At 54.2% G+C, this 14,756-nt stretch carries 15 protein-coding genes; 2 read left to right on the forward strand and 13 right to left on the reverse strand.

Going from position 1 to position 14,756, the window contains the following annotated elements; translation table 11 throughout:
* Positions 1-66: 66 nt before the first annotated feature.
* Positions 67-4,122, reverse strand: a complete 4,056-nt coding sequence (locus DBY90_RS10385) for a phage tail tape measure protein (RefSeq protein ID WP_107987148.1) — start codon at positions 4,120-4,122, stop codon at positions 67-69.
* 52 nt (positions 4,123-4,174) lie between these two features.
* Between DBY90_RS10385 and DBY90_RS10390 the strand changes: the two genes are divergently transcribed.
* Entirely contained in the window at positions 4,175-4,660 is a 486-nt protein-coding gene (locus DBY90_RS10390) for a hypothetical protein (protein WP_049226972.1), read from the forward strand.
* Positions 4,657-4,830: a hypothetical protein gene (locus tag DBY90_RS10395; RefSeq protein WP_003741304.1), complete on the forward strand. Its 174-nt coding sequence runs from the start codon at positions 4,657-4,659 to the stop codon at positions 4,828-4,830. Before DBY90_RS10390 ends, DBY90_RS10395 begins: the two co-directional genes overlap by 4 nt.
* Before the next feature lie 147 nt (positions 4,831-4,977).
* Here DBY90_RS10395 and DBY90_RS10400 read toward each other — a convergent pair whose 3' ends face one another.
* The 12 genes from DBY90_RS10400 to terL all read right to left on the reverse strand — a co-directional run bounded on the left by DBY90_RS10400 (position 4,978) and on the right by terL (position 14,754).
* Positions 4,978-5,736 (reverse strand): phage tail tube protein, encoded by a 759-nt coding sequence (locus DBY90_RS10400; RefSeq protein WP_107987150.1) that lies wholly within the window; start codon positions 5,734-5,736, stop codon positions 4,978-4,980.
* 12 nt (positions 5,737-5,748) lie between these two features.
* Positions 5,749-6,213, reverse strand: a complete 465-nt coding sequence (locus DBY90_RS10405; RefSeq protein ID WP_107987152.1) for a phage tail terminator protein — start codon at positions 6,211-6,213, stop codon at positions 5,749-5,751.
* Between the two features lies 1 nt (position 6,214).
* Positions 6,215-6,646, reverse strand: a complete 432-nt coding sequence (locus DBY90_RS10410) for a phage virion morphogenesis protein (protein WP_107987154.1) — start codon at positions 6,644-6,646, stop codon at positions 6,215-6,217.
* Positions 6,647-6,649: 3 nt separating this feature from the next.
* Positions 6,650-7,060, reverse strand: a complete 411-nt coding sequence (locus DBY90_RS10415) for a phage protein Gp36 family protein (RefSeq protein WP_107987156.1) — start codon at positions 7,058-7,060, stop codon at positions 6,650-6,652.
* A 58-nt stretch (positions 7,061-7,118) separates the two neighbouring features.
* Entirely contained in the window at positions 7,119-8,108 is a 990-nt protein-coding gene (locus DBY90_RS10420) for a major capsid protein (RefSeq protein ID WP_107987158.1), read from the reverse strand.
* A gap of 40 nt (positions 8,109-8,148) precedes the next feature.
* Positions 8,149-8,478: an oxaloacetate decarboxylase alpha chain gene (locus DBY90_RS10425; protein ID WP_107987160.1), complete on the reverse strand. Its 330-nt coding sequence runs from the start codon at positions 8,476-8,478 to the stop codon at positions 8,149-8,151.
* Entirely contained in the window at positions 8,471-9,427 is a 957-nt protein-coding gene (locus tag DBY90_RS10430) for a hypothetical protein (RefSeq protein ID WP_234405138.1), read from the reverse strand. Before DBY90_RS10430 ends, DBY90_RS10425 begins: the two co-directional genes overlap by 8 nt.
* A gap of 432 nt (positions 9,428-9,859) precedes the next feature.
* Positions 9,860-10,159, reverse strand: coding sequence for a glycine cleavage system H protein (locus tag DBY90_RS10435; RefSeq protein WP_107987162.1), 300 nt, complete (start codon positions 10,157-10,159; stop codon positions 9,860-9,862).
* Positions 10,160-10,162: 3 nt separating this feature from the next.
* Positions 10,163-11,458: a phage minor head protein gene (locus DBY90_RS10440; RefSeq protein ID WP_107987164.1), complete on the reverse strand. Its 1,296-nt coding sequence runs from the start codon at positions 11,456-11,458 to the stop codon at positions 10,163-10,165.
* Positions 11,445-12,890 carry a phage portal protein family protein gene (locus DBY90_RS10445; RefSeq protein WP_107987166.1) on the reverse strand — a complete coding sequence of 482 codons (1,446 nt, stop codon included), beginning with the start codon at positions 12,888-12,890 and terminating at the stop codon, positions 11,445-11,447. The genes DBY90_RS10440 and DBY90_RS10445 overlap by 14 nt, the downstream gene beginning before the upstream one ends.
* Before the next feature lie 50 nt (positions 12,891-12,940).
* Positions 12,941-13,141, reverse strand: a complete 201-nt coding sequence (locus tag DBY90_RS10450) for a hypothetical protein (RefSeq protein ID WP_070613825.1) — start codon at positions 13,139-13,141, stop codon at positions 12,941-12,943.
* Between the two features lie 2 nt (positions 13,142-13,143).
* Positions 13,144-14,754: a phage terminase large subunit gene (gene terL, locus DBY90_RS10455; protein ID WP_107987168.1), complete on the reverse strand. Its 1,611-nt coding sequence runs from the start codon at positions 14,752-14,754 to the stop codon at positions 13,144-13,146.
* Between the last annotated feature and the right edge of the window lie 2 nt (positions 14,755-14,756).

Here is a 14,756-nt window from a genome sequence, read left to right on the forward strand (position 1 = left end):
TAAAGCAAAAGCCCCGAAAATCGGGGCTTGGCATGGTTGCAGTCGGGTTTGTATTTGCCGCTTGGATTAATTCGTCCGCTTGAACGAGTTTTCCAGTTGCGTCATCAGGCTGCCGACCGCCTTGTTGGCGACTGCTTCGTCACGTTGCGCCAAAAGGCGGTTAAGCTCGTCAGTATTGACGTTGACCTGCGGATTGACGATTTGCTGCAACTGACGCGCCACGTTATTGCTGCCGCTTGCCGTGTTTTGGCTGCGGGCGCGTTCCTGCGCGGCAGATTCGGCGCGCTTGTTGCGTTGGCGGTCGTAGATTTGCTGCTGCAATTCGATTTGACGCTGGTATTCGCGGGCAATGTCGCCCTGTCCCAGTTGCTTGGCGTTTGCCAGCTTCTGATTCAATTCGCGCAGCTTTTTCTGTTGCTGCAAAGCGTAGCCCGCTTCGGCGTTGCCGTTGAGTTCGGCAAGCTCTGCCTCAAGGGCGCGGGTTGCGTCGCTTGCCTCTTGGCGTAGCGCGTTCAGACGACGTTGCGCGTCGGCAATCGCATTTCGGAACTTGGTCAGCTCGGTATTGCCCAGCTTGTCGGCAGCCGCCGCAGCCGCACTGGCTGCATCGTTCAACACACCCTGCGTCAACGCACCCTGCGCCGTTGCGTCGCTCAACCGCTGCATGGCGGAGTTGGCAAGATAAATCTGCTGGGTGTAGTCCTTCATTCGCCCGATTTGCAGCGTTGCTTCCATACCGATTTTGACGCCCCTGAATTTTTGGTTCATCAATTCAAGCTGTTCGTTGTTGAACTTGACGTAGCCACCCGTCTGACTGAGCCGGTAGCCGTAGTCGGTTACGGCTTTGGCGGCTTTTTCGGTCGCTGCCGCCGCCTTTTCCGCACTCGCCGCCGCATCGTCGTTTGCCTTGACCACCTTGCCGACGGATTGGGCATGGCTTTCCGCCGCCTGCGCGCCTTTGTTGTGGGCGTTTTGGGCGGATTCGCCCGCCTGTGCGGCCGTATCGTTCAGCCCTTGATAGGCGGCTTTGGCTTTTTCTGCGCCGCCTGAAGCCGCGTCACCCAAGCGGGCAAGCTGATCCTGTGTCAAAAGTGCCGCATCGCCGCTGGCTTTGAGTTGGTGTTGGAACTCGGCGAACTCCTCCTTGCTTTTGAGTTTGCCCATCATCTGTTCAAACGCCGCCTGCATCAGTTTGGCATCTTTCTGACCGGCAGCCGCCGCCTGTTCGGACGCGTCCTTAAAGTCGGCAAACGCCTGACGTGCGTCGCTGCTGATGCCCGTCATCACGGCTTTGCTGTCGACGCCGATTTTGGCGAATGCGTCAGCAACCTTATCGGACGCGACGGGCGCGGCGTCGCCGATTTTTTTGATTTCCTCGGCGGTCATGCCTGCCTGCTTGCCCGCGTCTTCCAAGGCGGCTTTCAGTTTTTCGACCGCTTCGGGGCTGTCCATCTGCTTTAACGCAGCCTGAAATACACGCGACATTTGGTCGGCATCGTTACCGAACTTATTGGCAGCGATGGAAAAGTTGGCAATCCCTTCCGATGCTTTCTTACTCAGACCGGTGGTGACTTCTTCCGCCGTCAGCCCCAAAGATTCAAGGGCTTTCTGCGCTTCGGCAAGTTCGCCCGTATCCGCGCTGATTTTGATGTTTTTCTTATCCAGCTCGGCTTTCAGTCCGGCGGTTTTATCGCGCACGTTTTCCAGCTTGACCGCCAGCTCGCTGTAAAAATCGCCAGTTTCGCGCCCGTCGGCACGCAAGGCAGCCATACTGCGCTCCAACGCAGCTTGTTCGGCAGCGGAGGCACGATATTCGGCTTGCAGGGCTTTGACGGCGGCGGCTTCCTCTTCGGCTGCCTTTTTCTTGGCGGCAGCGGCTTTTTCGGCGGCTTCAGCAGACCGTTTGTTTGATTCTTCCAGTTCGCGCTTGATTTCGGCGTCAGTTTTGAAAAATTCGTGATATTTATCCAAACTCCCCGTCGTTAACAGGCTGTCAATCATAGCTATCGGACGCGCCATCTCGTCAAACACTGCACGAAGACCAGGAATATGTTCGTACAAATCCTGAATAAACCCTCCGACTGCTTCTCCGACAATCGTTGCCGTCGTACCGATAATGCCCCATCGGGCAACAAGGGAAGACAACCCCGAAGCCAAACCAGTCAACCCTTTTGATTGTGCCGCGACACCTGCTGATGCAATACTCCCGTATTCTTTAGCCGCCAAACCGGCTTTACCATATGAAACGGTCAACGCATCGACAGCAGTTTTTTGAGACACCAAACTTTTCAATGCAGCAGCGCCACCAAGACGCACAACTGCAGAATACGCCTCCATTGCAACACGGGCGGCAGCAAAGTAAACCGCCAGCTTGGACAATACCGGAAAATCTTTTGTGAAATCGCTAATTGCCGTTGCAACCGTCTCAACCGTGGATGCCGTTATTCTTAAAATAGGCAATAAGGCATCACCCAGCTCTCCCGCCATATTGGAAACTGCTGCCTTAGCCTTATTAATTTGCCCTTCGGTAGTATTTAATGCAGCTGCCGCCTCCTTCTGCATCGCGCCTTGTATTTGTGCTTGGTCGTTTACCAAGCCCAAAGCCTTTTCATATTCACCAAGCGATCCGACCAAGAGGGCAATGTCGTCGCTGTATTCCGTGCCGAAGAGTTGCGAGAGCGTCAGGGCGCGGCTTTGTTTGTCCAAGCCTTCGAGTTTATGCAGGAACTCGGTCAGAGCCTGTTGCGGGTTCGCAGCGATGTTTGCCGCCATCTCGTCGGCGGACGTTCCGATGGATTGCAGCGCATCTTGGAAACCTTTGCCTTGGCTTTGCGCGGTTTGCAGTTTTTGCAACAGCGCATTGATGGCGGTAGCCGCCACTTCGGGCGGTTTGCCCAAAGCGATAAAGGCGTCGGCAAGCGCGGCGGCTTCGTCGGCGGCAAGTCCGAACTGTTTCGCCGTACCGCCGATACGCGCCATCGCCGCAACAATGTCTTTTTCACGCGCGGCAGTATTGTTGCCCAAAACGTTGATGGCATCGCCGAGTTTTTCCACTTCACCGATCGGAAGCTGGAACACGTTGGCAATCGTTGCGGCGGCATTGCCTGCTTCCTCAGCCGTCAGGCCGAATGCGGTTGCCATAGTCGCGGTAACGCGTGCAAATTCATCCAACTTATCGGCAGCAATACCTAACTGACCGCCGGCGGCAACGATTTCAGCCATCTTCTCCGGCATCATGCCGAACTCTACCGCCAGTTTTTTAACTTGCCCGCCCAACTGTTCGATCTGTTCAGGAGTGCCGTCCACGACTTTCCGAACACCTGCCATTGCGCTTTCAAATTTCACCGCCTCACGAGCAGCGTACGTCAGCCCGGCAGCACCACTCGCCACCCCTCGGAACTCATTGGCAAAGTCGGCAAGTGTAGGACGCAAATCTGATAAGCTCTTATTCAACTGGAACACTTTATCGTTATAGCGGGCTGTTGCACGGGAGAGTTCTTCCTTGGTTAACGTGCCGCTATTTTTCAAGAGGTCATAGCTTTTCTTAAGCTCCTGCAGCTCACGCAAGGCTTTCTCATCGGTATCGATACCAAGTTTGATTTTTGCATCGGCAATGGCTTTAAGTTCCGATGCCTCGGCTGATAATTTGTCCAATCTTGCCGTTGCATCCGCAGTGGTAACAGCAAGCCTTGCCTCTTCGGCGGCAAGGTTTTTGACGGATACGCCCGATACCGACATCCCATCGCGGGCGGCATACAGCTTGCCTGTCAGCTCGGTTTCGCTTCTTGCCAACCGTTCGGATTCGGCACGCAGTTTCGCCAAATCCGCTTGCTGTTGCTGCGTACCGCCGCCGCGCATGGATTTCTCCAACGTCGCGGTCAGCTCGTCCAGCGCGCGCATTTCTTTGGCGGTGTTGTCCAATTCCGCCGACAAAGCCTTATATTCCGCAATCGCCGCCTGCTGTGCTTGAGCTTTCGCCAGCGTCGCGCCCAGCTCTTTCGCTTCTTCCGTCAGTTTGCCCGTATCAATGCCCGCCGCCTCGATGGACTGCGCCAGCGCGTCGATGTGTTCGGCACCGGACACGCCCGCCTTAATCTCTAAACCTGCTTGAATATTCGCCATTATTTTGATACCTTTGCTATTTAAAATAAATAATCTTACTTACAGTCAGCATATGAAACATTTGCAACCCTACTACAAACAGGCAATCCGCCAGATTCTTTCAGAAAACAGATTGTCCGCACTGTTTGATGTCGACCAAATTTATGACGTACTGTGCACCTTTCCTACTCCCCAAACTGCAGCAGACCATATCTGCACGCTTCGGAATAACGAAAATTTCACATGGAAGAAATTGGAAAAATGCCAAGAAATAGCCCGTAAGGAAGGGTGGAGAAAATTTGAAACACCAAATCCTAGAAATAAGTACCGAATCCTTTTACAGGCTGCTTCTTCGCGGGCATCAAACCTTAGAATTGCAGCAGAAGCCAAAGTCAAATTGACGAGAAACCTTAGCTGGGAAACATACGTTTCGCAGGCAGACTTGATCGATGAAAAAATGCTTGTTCTATTTTCCGAACATTACAAACTCCCAAAGCTACCTCCATTTTTCCCGTGCGACTTATCCATACTTTCTACACGAATGGTTCGAAAATCATGAAAACCCTCGCTCTAACCATACTTTTCGCCGTCGGCGCATTCTTCGGTTTCGCCGCGCTGTATCTCGGTTTCGATATGTTGGCGCACATCCGCGACATGAAACTGCTGGAATTTTTCGCCTTTATGGCCGTCAGCGGATACCTGATTAAATCAGCCCTGTATCGGTTCTAATCTGTTTTAAAACCCGTTTAAAAAAAGGTCGTCTGAAACTCCACGCCGCTGCGCCTACACGCAGAAGCTCGTTTCAGACGACCTTTTTGCCGTTTATCGGACAGCCCGACCGGCGAACCCGCCAATCCGCATAAGCCGCCCGAATCTTTAGTTGTTGTACGACGTGAAGGAATAAGTCGAGGTCTCGCCCGAAGCCAACACTGCCGTGCCTTTAAATTCGGCTTCGTTAAAATCGTCACCAAACCAGTCGATACTGCCGTCCGCAGCCAATACGGCATGGGGGATGTGCAGGATACCCGCCTCGCCGGTAACGCGGTTGCGGCCGTCGACATAGATTTCCAAGTCCAAGCGGGACAAGGTGGCCGCGGATACTTTGTAGCCGCCCGATGCACGGGTTTTGTATTCGACGGTAATGTCTTCGCCGTCGTTGACGGTGTCGGCAGTAGGCAGGACGGTAATCATGCCCAAGGCGGCATTAATATCCAAATGCTTGGCGTCGACATTGGCTTTGGACTTGTTTTTGACTTTGACGGTAGCCGGGTCGATGTTGCCGTTTGCCAGCTTGTACGCCATGCCTTTTTTGCCGATGGTTACGGTCTCGTCGGTAACGGTCTGCGCCGTATCCGCGATGACGGCGGCTTCGCCCATCAGGGCAAGCGCGAGGTTGTCTTTGTCGAAGGTATCGAGTTTCAGACCGATTTCGGTGGGTTTGACGGTTTTCAGGCTGTCGAGTGCGCTGCCGTAGGTGCCTTTTTGCTTGGACACGCGCTCTTTGGTTTCCACGCTGGTCTGCGTGGTCAGGGCGGTGGTATTGCCGATGTCGATAAAGCCCGAGCCTTTCTGATTGAGGTTGCGTACTTTAACGTCACCCTCAAAGATTAAGCCGTGGTCGTTTTGTTTTGCCATGTGGCAGCTCCTTTAGTTTGCCGCCTGCACGGTGTCGCAGGCGAATGAAATAGGGTAAAAAGCAAAGCCGTCGTTATACTCGATGGATGGCGAGGCGATGCGGCGGAAAGGGGTAACGGCATATTCGTCGCCCGCGTCCCAACCTGAAAACGCCCGTTGGATGGCCGTCAGGGTCTCGCCGACCTCGTACAGCGTGGATTTGCCGTTGGCGGTATAGCTGCGTGCCAACACAAAGGTAAAGTGCAGCGTCGATTTGAGGTATTTGCCGTTTTTCGCCTCGTCGGCAAAGGTCGAGCCGCCGTAAACGACATAGACCGCGCCGTCCAGCGGGGCGGCTTTGCGTTTCGCCGCGCCTTGGGCGAGTAGCTCGGCAAGTTCGCCGATTTCCCTGACCGCCTTAATGCCTTTGACGGTTTTCAGACGACCTAGGATTTCGGGATAGACCGCCAATAAGTTTTCATGCTGTTTTAAAGCCATATCAGACAATCAATCCTTCCAGCCAATCGGACATCAATTCGTCGATGTCCTGATAATCTTGCGAAGACAAGCCCAAAAACGGACGCGCCGGCATGTTTTTCGTGCCTTCTTGCACATAAACCGAGTAGCCCATTACCGAGCCGGTAATCACGCTTTTTGCCGATGCCTCGTGCGTAATGCTTGCCAAGAGGTTGCCGTGGTCCACCAAAATCCCGCCGCGTCCGTTTTTGGCTTGTGCCGTAGCGGGGGATACGTCCGCCCAGCGTTTGCCGTCGGGCGCAGTTTTGGTTTCGGCGATACGGCGGCGGGTCGAGGATTCGAGGATGCCGCCGATGGCGCGCAAAGGTTCTTCAAGGCTGCCCGTTAATTTGCCCGACAGACGGCTCAGGCTTTGGGCGATGCGCGATAAATTGTGTGATACCGTAATCCGCATCGCTTACTCCTTCAGCCATTCCCGCAAATCGGGCATTTCGTTGACATAAACGGCACACGTTGACGGCCTGTGGTCATCCGATACGCGGGTCTCGTCCAGCATATTCGGATTTTTGACGACCATCTTGAGCCAAGCGACCGCCGACTGATAACGCTCCTCGACAATACCCGTTACCGCGTCGTCGTAGAGGTAGTAGCGGGCGATGTCACAGACTTTGATTTTCAAAACCTGCGGCGCGGTGTTGCCGGTAAAAAACAGTTTCGCCGCCCGAAGGTAGCTTGCCGCCTCTTCTTCCGCATCGGCGATTGCCGCGTTTAATACATCTTCGTTGATGTATTCGTAGTTTTCGTGATTCGACCGCTCTGCCATCTCCTGCTCGCCGAAGCGGGTAATCATGTCTTGGATGGTAATCATGCCGTCCTCCGTTTTCAGACGACCTTTAAACTTGCCCTAAAGGTCGTCTGAAATCCGTTTAAGACATGGTCAGCGTTGCCAACAACTCGGGACGCAGCGCAATCGGCAGCGGGTTGGACTGCATGTGCAGGCTCCAGCCTTTGTCGTGCTGCAATTTCTCTCTGCTGGCGTAATACGGCAGGGCGCGAGTGTTTACTGTTGAGGCCATGTCGGCAGGTGCGAAATACTCTTTGTAGAGATTGCGGCCGACCGGCAGCAGAATCGCTTTGTCTGCCGCAATGTCGGCGTCGCTGCCGAAATGGTTGGCATACTCGATAAAGCGGATGCCTTTGTGGACAAATTCGGTCGGATTGAGCGTATCGCCTTCGCGGTAGGCGCGTGCCTCATCGTAGCGTTTGTACACTTCGAAGATGGACTTATGCTCTTTGAGCGCACTCAAAAACTCCATGCCGCAATAAACAACCCAGCCGCGCACTTGCGCACCGTTGAATTTTTGGCGTTGTTCGGACAAGAGCTTGTCCAATACCGAGCCGACTTTGGTCGTATCTTTGGACAATTCGATGTTTTGCGTTTTGCGTGTAACGCCGAAATCGGTGTTGATGTCCAAAATCACACTGCCGTCCGCATCCAAAATCTTGCCTTGCAACGCGCCGAGCATGAGGTGTTCGCGGGTGTATTCGAGGTCGGATTTGCCACCGGCCAGCTTTTCGTTGACCTTGTCCATGACCGTTGCGGCTTGGGTCGTGCCGAAAGCGCGCAGGTTTTGCACGTCATCGGCGCGGATGACGTCGTGAATCGGCAGGTGTGGGATTTTGACGGTGCGCACAGTGCGTTTCGGACTTTCGACCGACTGACCGGCCGTGCCGCGCTCTTTGCTGGCAACCAAGTGGACTTTGCCGTCTTGGAACTCAATGTCGGCATAAGTGGTGGTCAGATATTCGGGTTCGAAAATACCCAGTTCGCGGATTTGGCTTGCGCCCGGGTCGATTTTGTTGACGGCGGTGGTCAAAGCCTGCACGCCAAACTTGCTGTTATCGGATAAAGGCATAATATGTCCTTGTTAAATCGGGTTTAAAGGTCGTCTGAAATCAGGCGGCGGGTGTGCCTTGGTAAACGATGCCGTATGCGTCGCCTTCTTTTTTCAGCGCGTCCAAGGTTTTGCCGGTGGTAGCCGTTTTAACATCCGCATCGGCGACTTTTGACAGGTCGATAATGCAGTTGAACGGTTGTACTATCACTTTGCCGTCGGCTTCGTCGGTCAGCGCCACCAGCTTTTTGCCGCGCAGCGGGTACTCGACAAACTTGCCTGCCTTCGTGCCGGCATCGGCGGCAACAGCAACGCGGGTCTGCGGCGTCGCTTCGTATTTCAAAAAGTCGGAAATAGCAGGGCCGAGGATTTCGGTTTTGACTTTAGACATAAGAGCCTCCCAATAAGCCTTTGTGGCTGGCGACGGAGAACTTGCCCTCCGCCTCGCCGGTGTGTTCGGATTCGCCTTTGCCTGCGCCTTCGCTCAACAGTGCGGGCGGCACGACAGACTGGGCAGCTTTCGGCGTCAAATCGGCAATCATGGCTTCAGCCGCCGCAATATCGGCAGACAAAAGCACGGTCATGGTTGCGTCGGACAAGCCTTCAAACTTGCCGTCTTCGCCTTCTTTGAAACCTGCGGCGGACAATTTCGCCTTGACTTTTTCTTTCTTGGCAGCTGCTTCGGCTTCTTTCAGTTTTTTCTCTGCTTCGGCTTTTTCAGCCTTGAGCGTATCGACTTCCGCCTTCAGGTCGTCAAACGCTTGCTTTTCTTCGGGGGTCATGGACATGGATAACTCCAAAGGTTGTTTAAAAATATCCGGCAAGGGGCTGCCGTCCGACAACACCACCGCCTCCGTCTCACTGTCCACGCCGACGGCGGTAAACGACACCTCGCGGATGGTGCAGCGGCGCAAAATCACTGCTGGACCCGTTACCTCGTTGCCGTTGATGGACAATACCGCGCCCGCCGCCAGCTCCTCGTAGGATTCCGCCTGCGCGTAAACCGACATTTCCCAAGGAAAACCTTGGTCGGCGGCTTCGGCAATCTGCGTGCCAAACTCGTTGGACAACAGACTGCCCTCGGCAATCAGCCCGTCCGCCGTTACCGACAGGCTGCACACGCCCGCCATTTTCAGCGGCGAATGCTCCAGCAGGACGGGGACGGACGCTTTGTGCGACAGCTCCGCCAAATCGACGACGGTTGGATAACCGCCGTAGCCGAACGGCTTGCCCGAATTAGCGACGCCTTTAAAGGTACGCACATCATCCGCACGGGTCGCCAAGGCAACCGGCAGCGCGGCGGACAATTTGATATTGAGGGGTGATGTTTTCGTATTCATAGCCGCCATTGTGCAACGCATGACGGCAAACAGACGGCGGCATGACTTCACTTCGCCATCCGAAATGAAAAAGGCCGCCCGAAACCGTATTTCAGGTTTCAGACGACCTTTGAAAATCCTCATGCGTAAAATATGAAAATACCCACTTTAAAACCGCTTTAGAATCGCGTCAGATTGATTTTTAAGATTCTGGCGGGAGTTTGCCTATCTTTGGCATCCGACCCGCCTAAAATCGCAAATTTAGGGCATATCCAAAAATGCAGACGGCGGCGGTTTGAAAAACGTTTTCAGAGGGCTTTTAGGGCTGCGTCAGATTGCATTTAAACTCTCGGACATATCTTTGCCCACCCCGACCGATAAAACGCGCTAAAACGCGAAATTTGAGCGGTTATGAAAAAAGGTCGTCTGAAACGGTTTCAGACGACCTTCGGGTTATACAGGTTTAAATCTCGGATCAGCTTCAAGCGCGGCTTTTAAATCGGACTTGTACGGCTTAATCCACTCGGACTTTTCTGCCGCCTCAAGTATCCATCCGTACACATTGGCAAATGCCTGCGCGGACAAATCCGCAATCGAAAATACGCAGCCCGAAAACTCGCCCTGCATTTGGTCGGCTGCCTCCTTGTCAATTTCGGCAAGGCGCGGATATAGATAGTCCAACAATTCGGACGGGGCGGTTTTCCCGCCTAAAAATACTTTTACTTCGCGGCTGACATACAGTTCAGACGGCATGACTTACTCCGATATTTTTACCAATAAGCGGACTTTATCCCGCTGTTCTTTCGGCAATGATAACACATACTGCAACAATTTATGCCGGTTCGCCGCATTCAGGTGGCGCAAATCAAGCGGGACAATATCGGCTTTATCAAAATGTTCCTGAATCTTATCGACCTTAATATTCCACGCCCCGGCGGTGTGTGCAAAATAACGGTTCATCAATTCCGCACGGTCGGGATTTTCGGTAAACATAAAATCCAGCGTTACCCATTTCTCACGGGGCAGGTCGTCTGAAACAATCAGATAATCGGCTTGACCCTTACCTTTCTCCACGGGTAAATCGAACACTTCCAGCCTATCCCCCGTTTCAGCCTGCCACGCTGCCGCAGCTCTCGCTTCGTGGTCTTTGGTATTGTTGGCAGACTGCTCTTTTGTCAGCCTGCGCACTTCTTTTCCCGACACCTTATCCGACAAAGCCAACACCGCCACTTTGTCAGACGGCACGCTATACCGCTTGTCCAACCACGCCTCGCGCTCGGCAATCATGGCGGTCAGTGCCTCTTCGCCGTTGCGTTCGCCAAACAACGCGTCCATCGCGCCCAGCCTGTCGCCGTGGTTATGCGCAAAGCTCGGCGTAATGTCGTCGGGAATCAATACCTTTTGACCTGTGCGCGGATTGGTAAACTCGACCATATCCACATCAGGCTCGCCGCTGATGCCCTCGCGTTCCGCCTGCCGACGGGTCAGGGCGGACACTGAACATTTACAACCGTAGCCGTTGGGCGGAAAGATGACTTTCCAAATGTCGTGGTCAACCGGCAGGACTAAGCCGTAGTAGCGTTTATGGCTGTCGCGCGGATGCCCGGCGGCGGAATGGTTGTAGCGCAAATACGGTAGGGCTTTTTTGTTTGCCTGAATCCGCTGCCATTGCCCCGCCGCGAAGGCGGTCTGCATATTGGTATTAAAAATGGTTTTCAGACGGCGCGTACTGCCGAGCTGTACCAATTTCGGCTCGCCGTCCAGCGGGTCGGTCATTACTTGCTCGCCCCACCAGCCTTTCGCCATCAAATACGGTTTTAAACGCTTTTTAAAATCGGCGAATGCCGTACCGTTTTGCTGCGCGGATTCGATGGCATCTTTGACTTCGGCGAGCATATCCGCGTCCATCATCTTGGCGACGGTAAAGGCAAGGCTGTGCTGGTACAGCCATACATCGTAATGACTGAATCCGGGCAGGATTTTCTTGGATTTGAAATGCTCGAAAGCGGCTTTATCGACCAAGCCGGCGAAGCTGTATTCAATCCCGTCCATCGTCCGCTCCGTCAGCCCAAGCCGAAAGGCCGTCTGAAACCAAACGCTGAATTAAGAGATTGTCGCCCTGGCTCAAATCAAGTTTGGACAGCTTCGCCTCAAATTCGGCGTAGTCTTTGCAGTTTTCCAACAAACCCAACACCGCTTCCATTTTCGGACGGGCGATTGCCTGCTCCGCCGTATCGGGCGCATTACGGGCAAGACCGTCAGACAGGCGCAGGCTGAATTTGGCGGACGCAGGGTTTTCAGACGACGTTTTCGGATCGCGCAGCTCGAAATGTTCCGGCTCGAAGCCCAAGATGTCGCGGTAGTAGGTCTCGGTCAGTATGAGTTGTCCCGTATCCATATACATCTTGTCGCGTTCGGCGCGGGTTTTATCGACCTTGATTTCGTCTTCAAACTCGAACCATACACCTTTTGGCGCGTGAATCGGCTTGCCGTAGGCGTTGTTGACCATCACAAGCGCGTCGATAAAGTGCTGCGCCGCGCGGGACAAAAGGGCAAGATATGCGCCGATGCGCTCGTCGCGGTTGTTTTCTTCGGTCTCCTGGCTCGCTCGGCTGGCGGTCTCAAGGTCGCTGGTTTTGACCTTGCCCAGCAGTGTTTTTTGGATACGCGCATTGGCAAGGTTTTCCAGACGGCGGAATGCCTGACCGTCCGCGCTGTTTTGCAGCATCATCACATCGTCCTCGCGGTCGATGCTCAACGCGCCGCCGGAGACAAAACGGTAAAAACGGCTCATGAAGCTATTGTGGTCGTCCTCGCTGTTGGCTTGGATTTTGGCAATCAGATAAGGCTGGGCATAGCGCGTGATGAATTGCGCCGCATAGACAAAGCCTTTTTTACGCAACGCGACGGGGGCATACAGCCGCGCCGCCGCCATTTCTCCCGCAGGATTGGTCGATGTTGCGCGGTGGGCAATAAAGAGATACAGCACATCCGTATTGCAAGTCTCTTCGCCTGCGATTCCGCGATACACCAGCGAGCCGTCGCGGTAGGGGATATATTTCGCCAGTTCGCCGCTCTTGTTGCTGATGTGTTTAATCGTCAAAAAGCCGTCGGGTTCGGGCTGATAGACATAACGCCCCACGCCGTATCCGCCCAGCCGCGCCGTCAGGACGATTTCGGCAAGCGCGGGCAAATGGCGTTTCAGCGTTTTCCACAAACGGTCTTTGTCTTCGTCACTCAAGTCCTCGCCATAGATTCGCCAAGATTTATTCTGCATGGCGGAGTGTAAATCCTCCAAACAGGCGGCGACCTCATCGTCGCCCGCTACCGCGTCCAATGCCTGCTGCCTGTCCACGCCGAGGCGCGAAAGCAGAGCGTCCGTGCCTTCCATGTTAGAGAACAGGCTTTCCAGCGCGTCTTCTGTCGCGCTCGTCAATGTCTTGATGGCGGTTTTCCGTGTTGCGCTTTTAATCAATCCGAACATATTTTTTTACTCCAAAGGTCGTCTGAAAACGGTTTCAGACGACTTTAAAATCAATACTCTTCGCCGCGAGCTGCCAAAAAACCTTCAATTTCAGCGACAATAAAATGTAGATTTAATAGCCGCCCAGCCTTATAGCAGGAGACAACCTCTTGCAGATGTGCAATCGCTTTATCCAAACCACGCTCGAGGTACTCAACATCCTCTGTCAGCTCTTTTTCACGAGCGGTTATACGTTCTCTCACATCACACATTTTTAAATCTCCAACATCGGCGCAGGCAAATCAATCGCCCGCGCCCTGTTTGATACATTGCCCGTCGTTGCCGCCATCCACAGCATATGTAACGCGTCGGGGCCGTCGTCGTGGTCGGCTTTCGGGAAGTGGCGCAACTGGCTAATCAGTGTCTTTTGGTCGGGGTTGAGCAAAATCAGCCCGTTTGCCATATGTGGCTGTAAGGTCTCAATCCGCAACATCTTGTCCGATGACGGCTTGATACCGCGCACGGGGATATGCACACCCGAACGCGCCCCGCGCTTAATCAGCTCATCCTTAAGAAACTCTTGGAATTGCACCGTCTCCACGACCCACAACACCGGCTTGACCCGCGCCTCTTTTTGGATGCGGATCACGTCCTCGATAATCAAATCGGGCAGGCGTTTTTTGACTTGGGCGACGGTTACAAACAGCCGCCCCGTCGATTTTTGATAACCGCCGACCAAAATCGCCGACGGGTCGCGCCCCGCACCCGCTTTACCCAATGACGGGTCGAGCGCGCCGTAGTACACCAAATCGTCGGGCAGTTCAGACCAGTATTTGATGTTTTCGGCAAACGGCGCATCTTCGCCGCTGACCGGGTCGTTTTGATACTCGCTGTCAAACGTCGCATGGCCGTCGCGGGCGCGGATTTTCATCAGTGCCAACACACCGCGAGCCGCCCAAGAAGTGACCGCGCCACGCTCCATCTCATCTTTGTTGGCGAGATAAAACGCCTGCGCCACCTCTTTGCCGTCGTTGCGGTAAAGCTCCTCCCATCTGTCCCACAAATCCATGCGGTCAGGCCATTCGAGCATGGCTTTAAACTTGGTCGCGTGCCAAAACGGGTTGTTCAACGTGCGGTTCAACACGCTGTCGTAGTGCAGGATGGTGCCGATATAAATCACGTCAAACTTCTGCCCCGCGCCACCCAAGGCGAGGACGGCTTTTTTCAGCCAAGTTTCGAGTTTGTCGCGTTGCTCGGGGTTGCGCACCTGTTCGTCGTTCTCGATATCATCGAGGACGGCGAGGTCGGGGCGGTATGGGCCGTGGCGCAGACCGCGCAACTTTTTGCCACTGCCCGCCACTTGGATTTTGACTTCGTTTGCCGTTACTGCAGTCCCCGCCTGCCAAACGCGACCCTGTCCGCAAGCCTCCGGAAAGTCGGTTTTAAGGCGCGGGTTGAACTCAAGTTCCGCCTTGATTGCCTCCAGCATGGGATAGGCTTGGTCGATACTGTCCATCACTATGACCGCGTAATGCTTGCGCCCCGTTACCACACACCAAAGCGTAAACAGTTGCGTAACCAGCGTCGATTTCGCCTCGCCGCGCGGGGCGGCGGTTGCCTCATTGATACCTTCAGACGACCTCAAGATTTCGGGTAGCCGGGAAAATAAAAACTTGTGCAGCAGCGACTTTTCAGGCGAGCGGACATAGTGCGGGAAATAGGTATTGACGAAATACTCGTACCCGTTGACCGGGTCTAATACCTTCGCCCGACGCTCTGCAATGGCGACAGTCGACGCGTCGAAGCCGTCCACCTCTGCCTCAATGATTTGGCGGAGTTGGGCGGCGTATTCGGCAAGCGACTTTAAAAACTCTTTGGACTTCATGT

It is taken from the genome of Neisseria mucosa, assembly GCF_003044445.1.
Taxonomy (GTDB): domain Bacteria; phylum Pseudomonadota; class Gammaproteobacteria; order Burkholderiales; family Neisseriaceae; genus Neisseria; species Neisseria mucosa_A.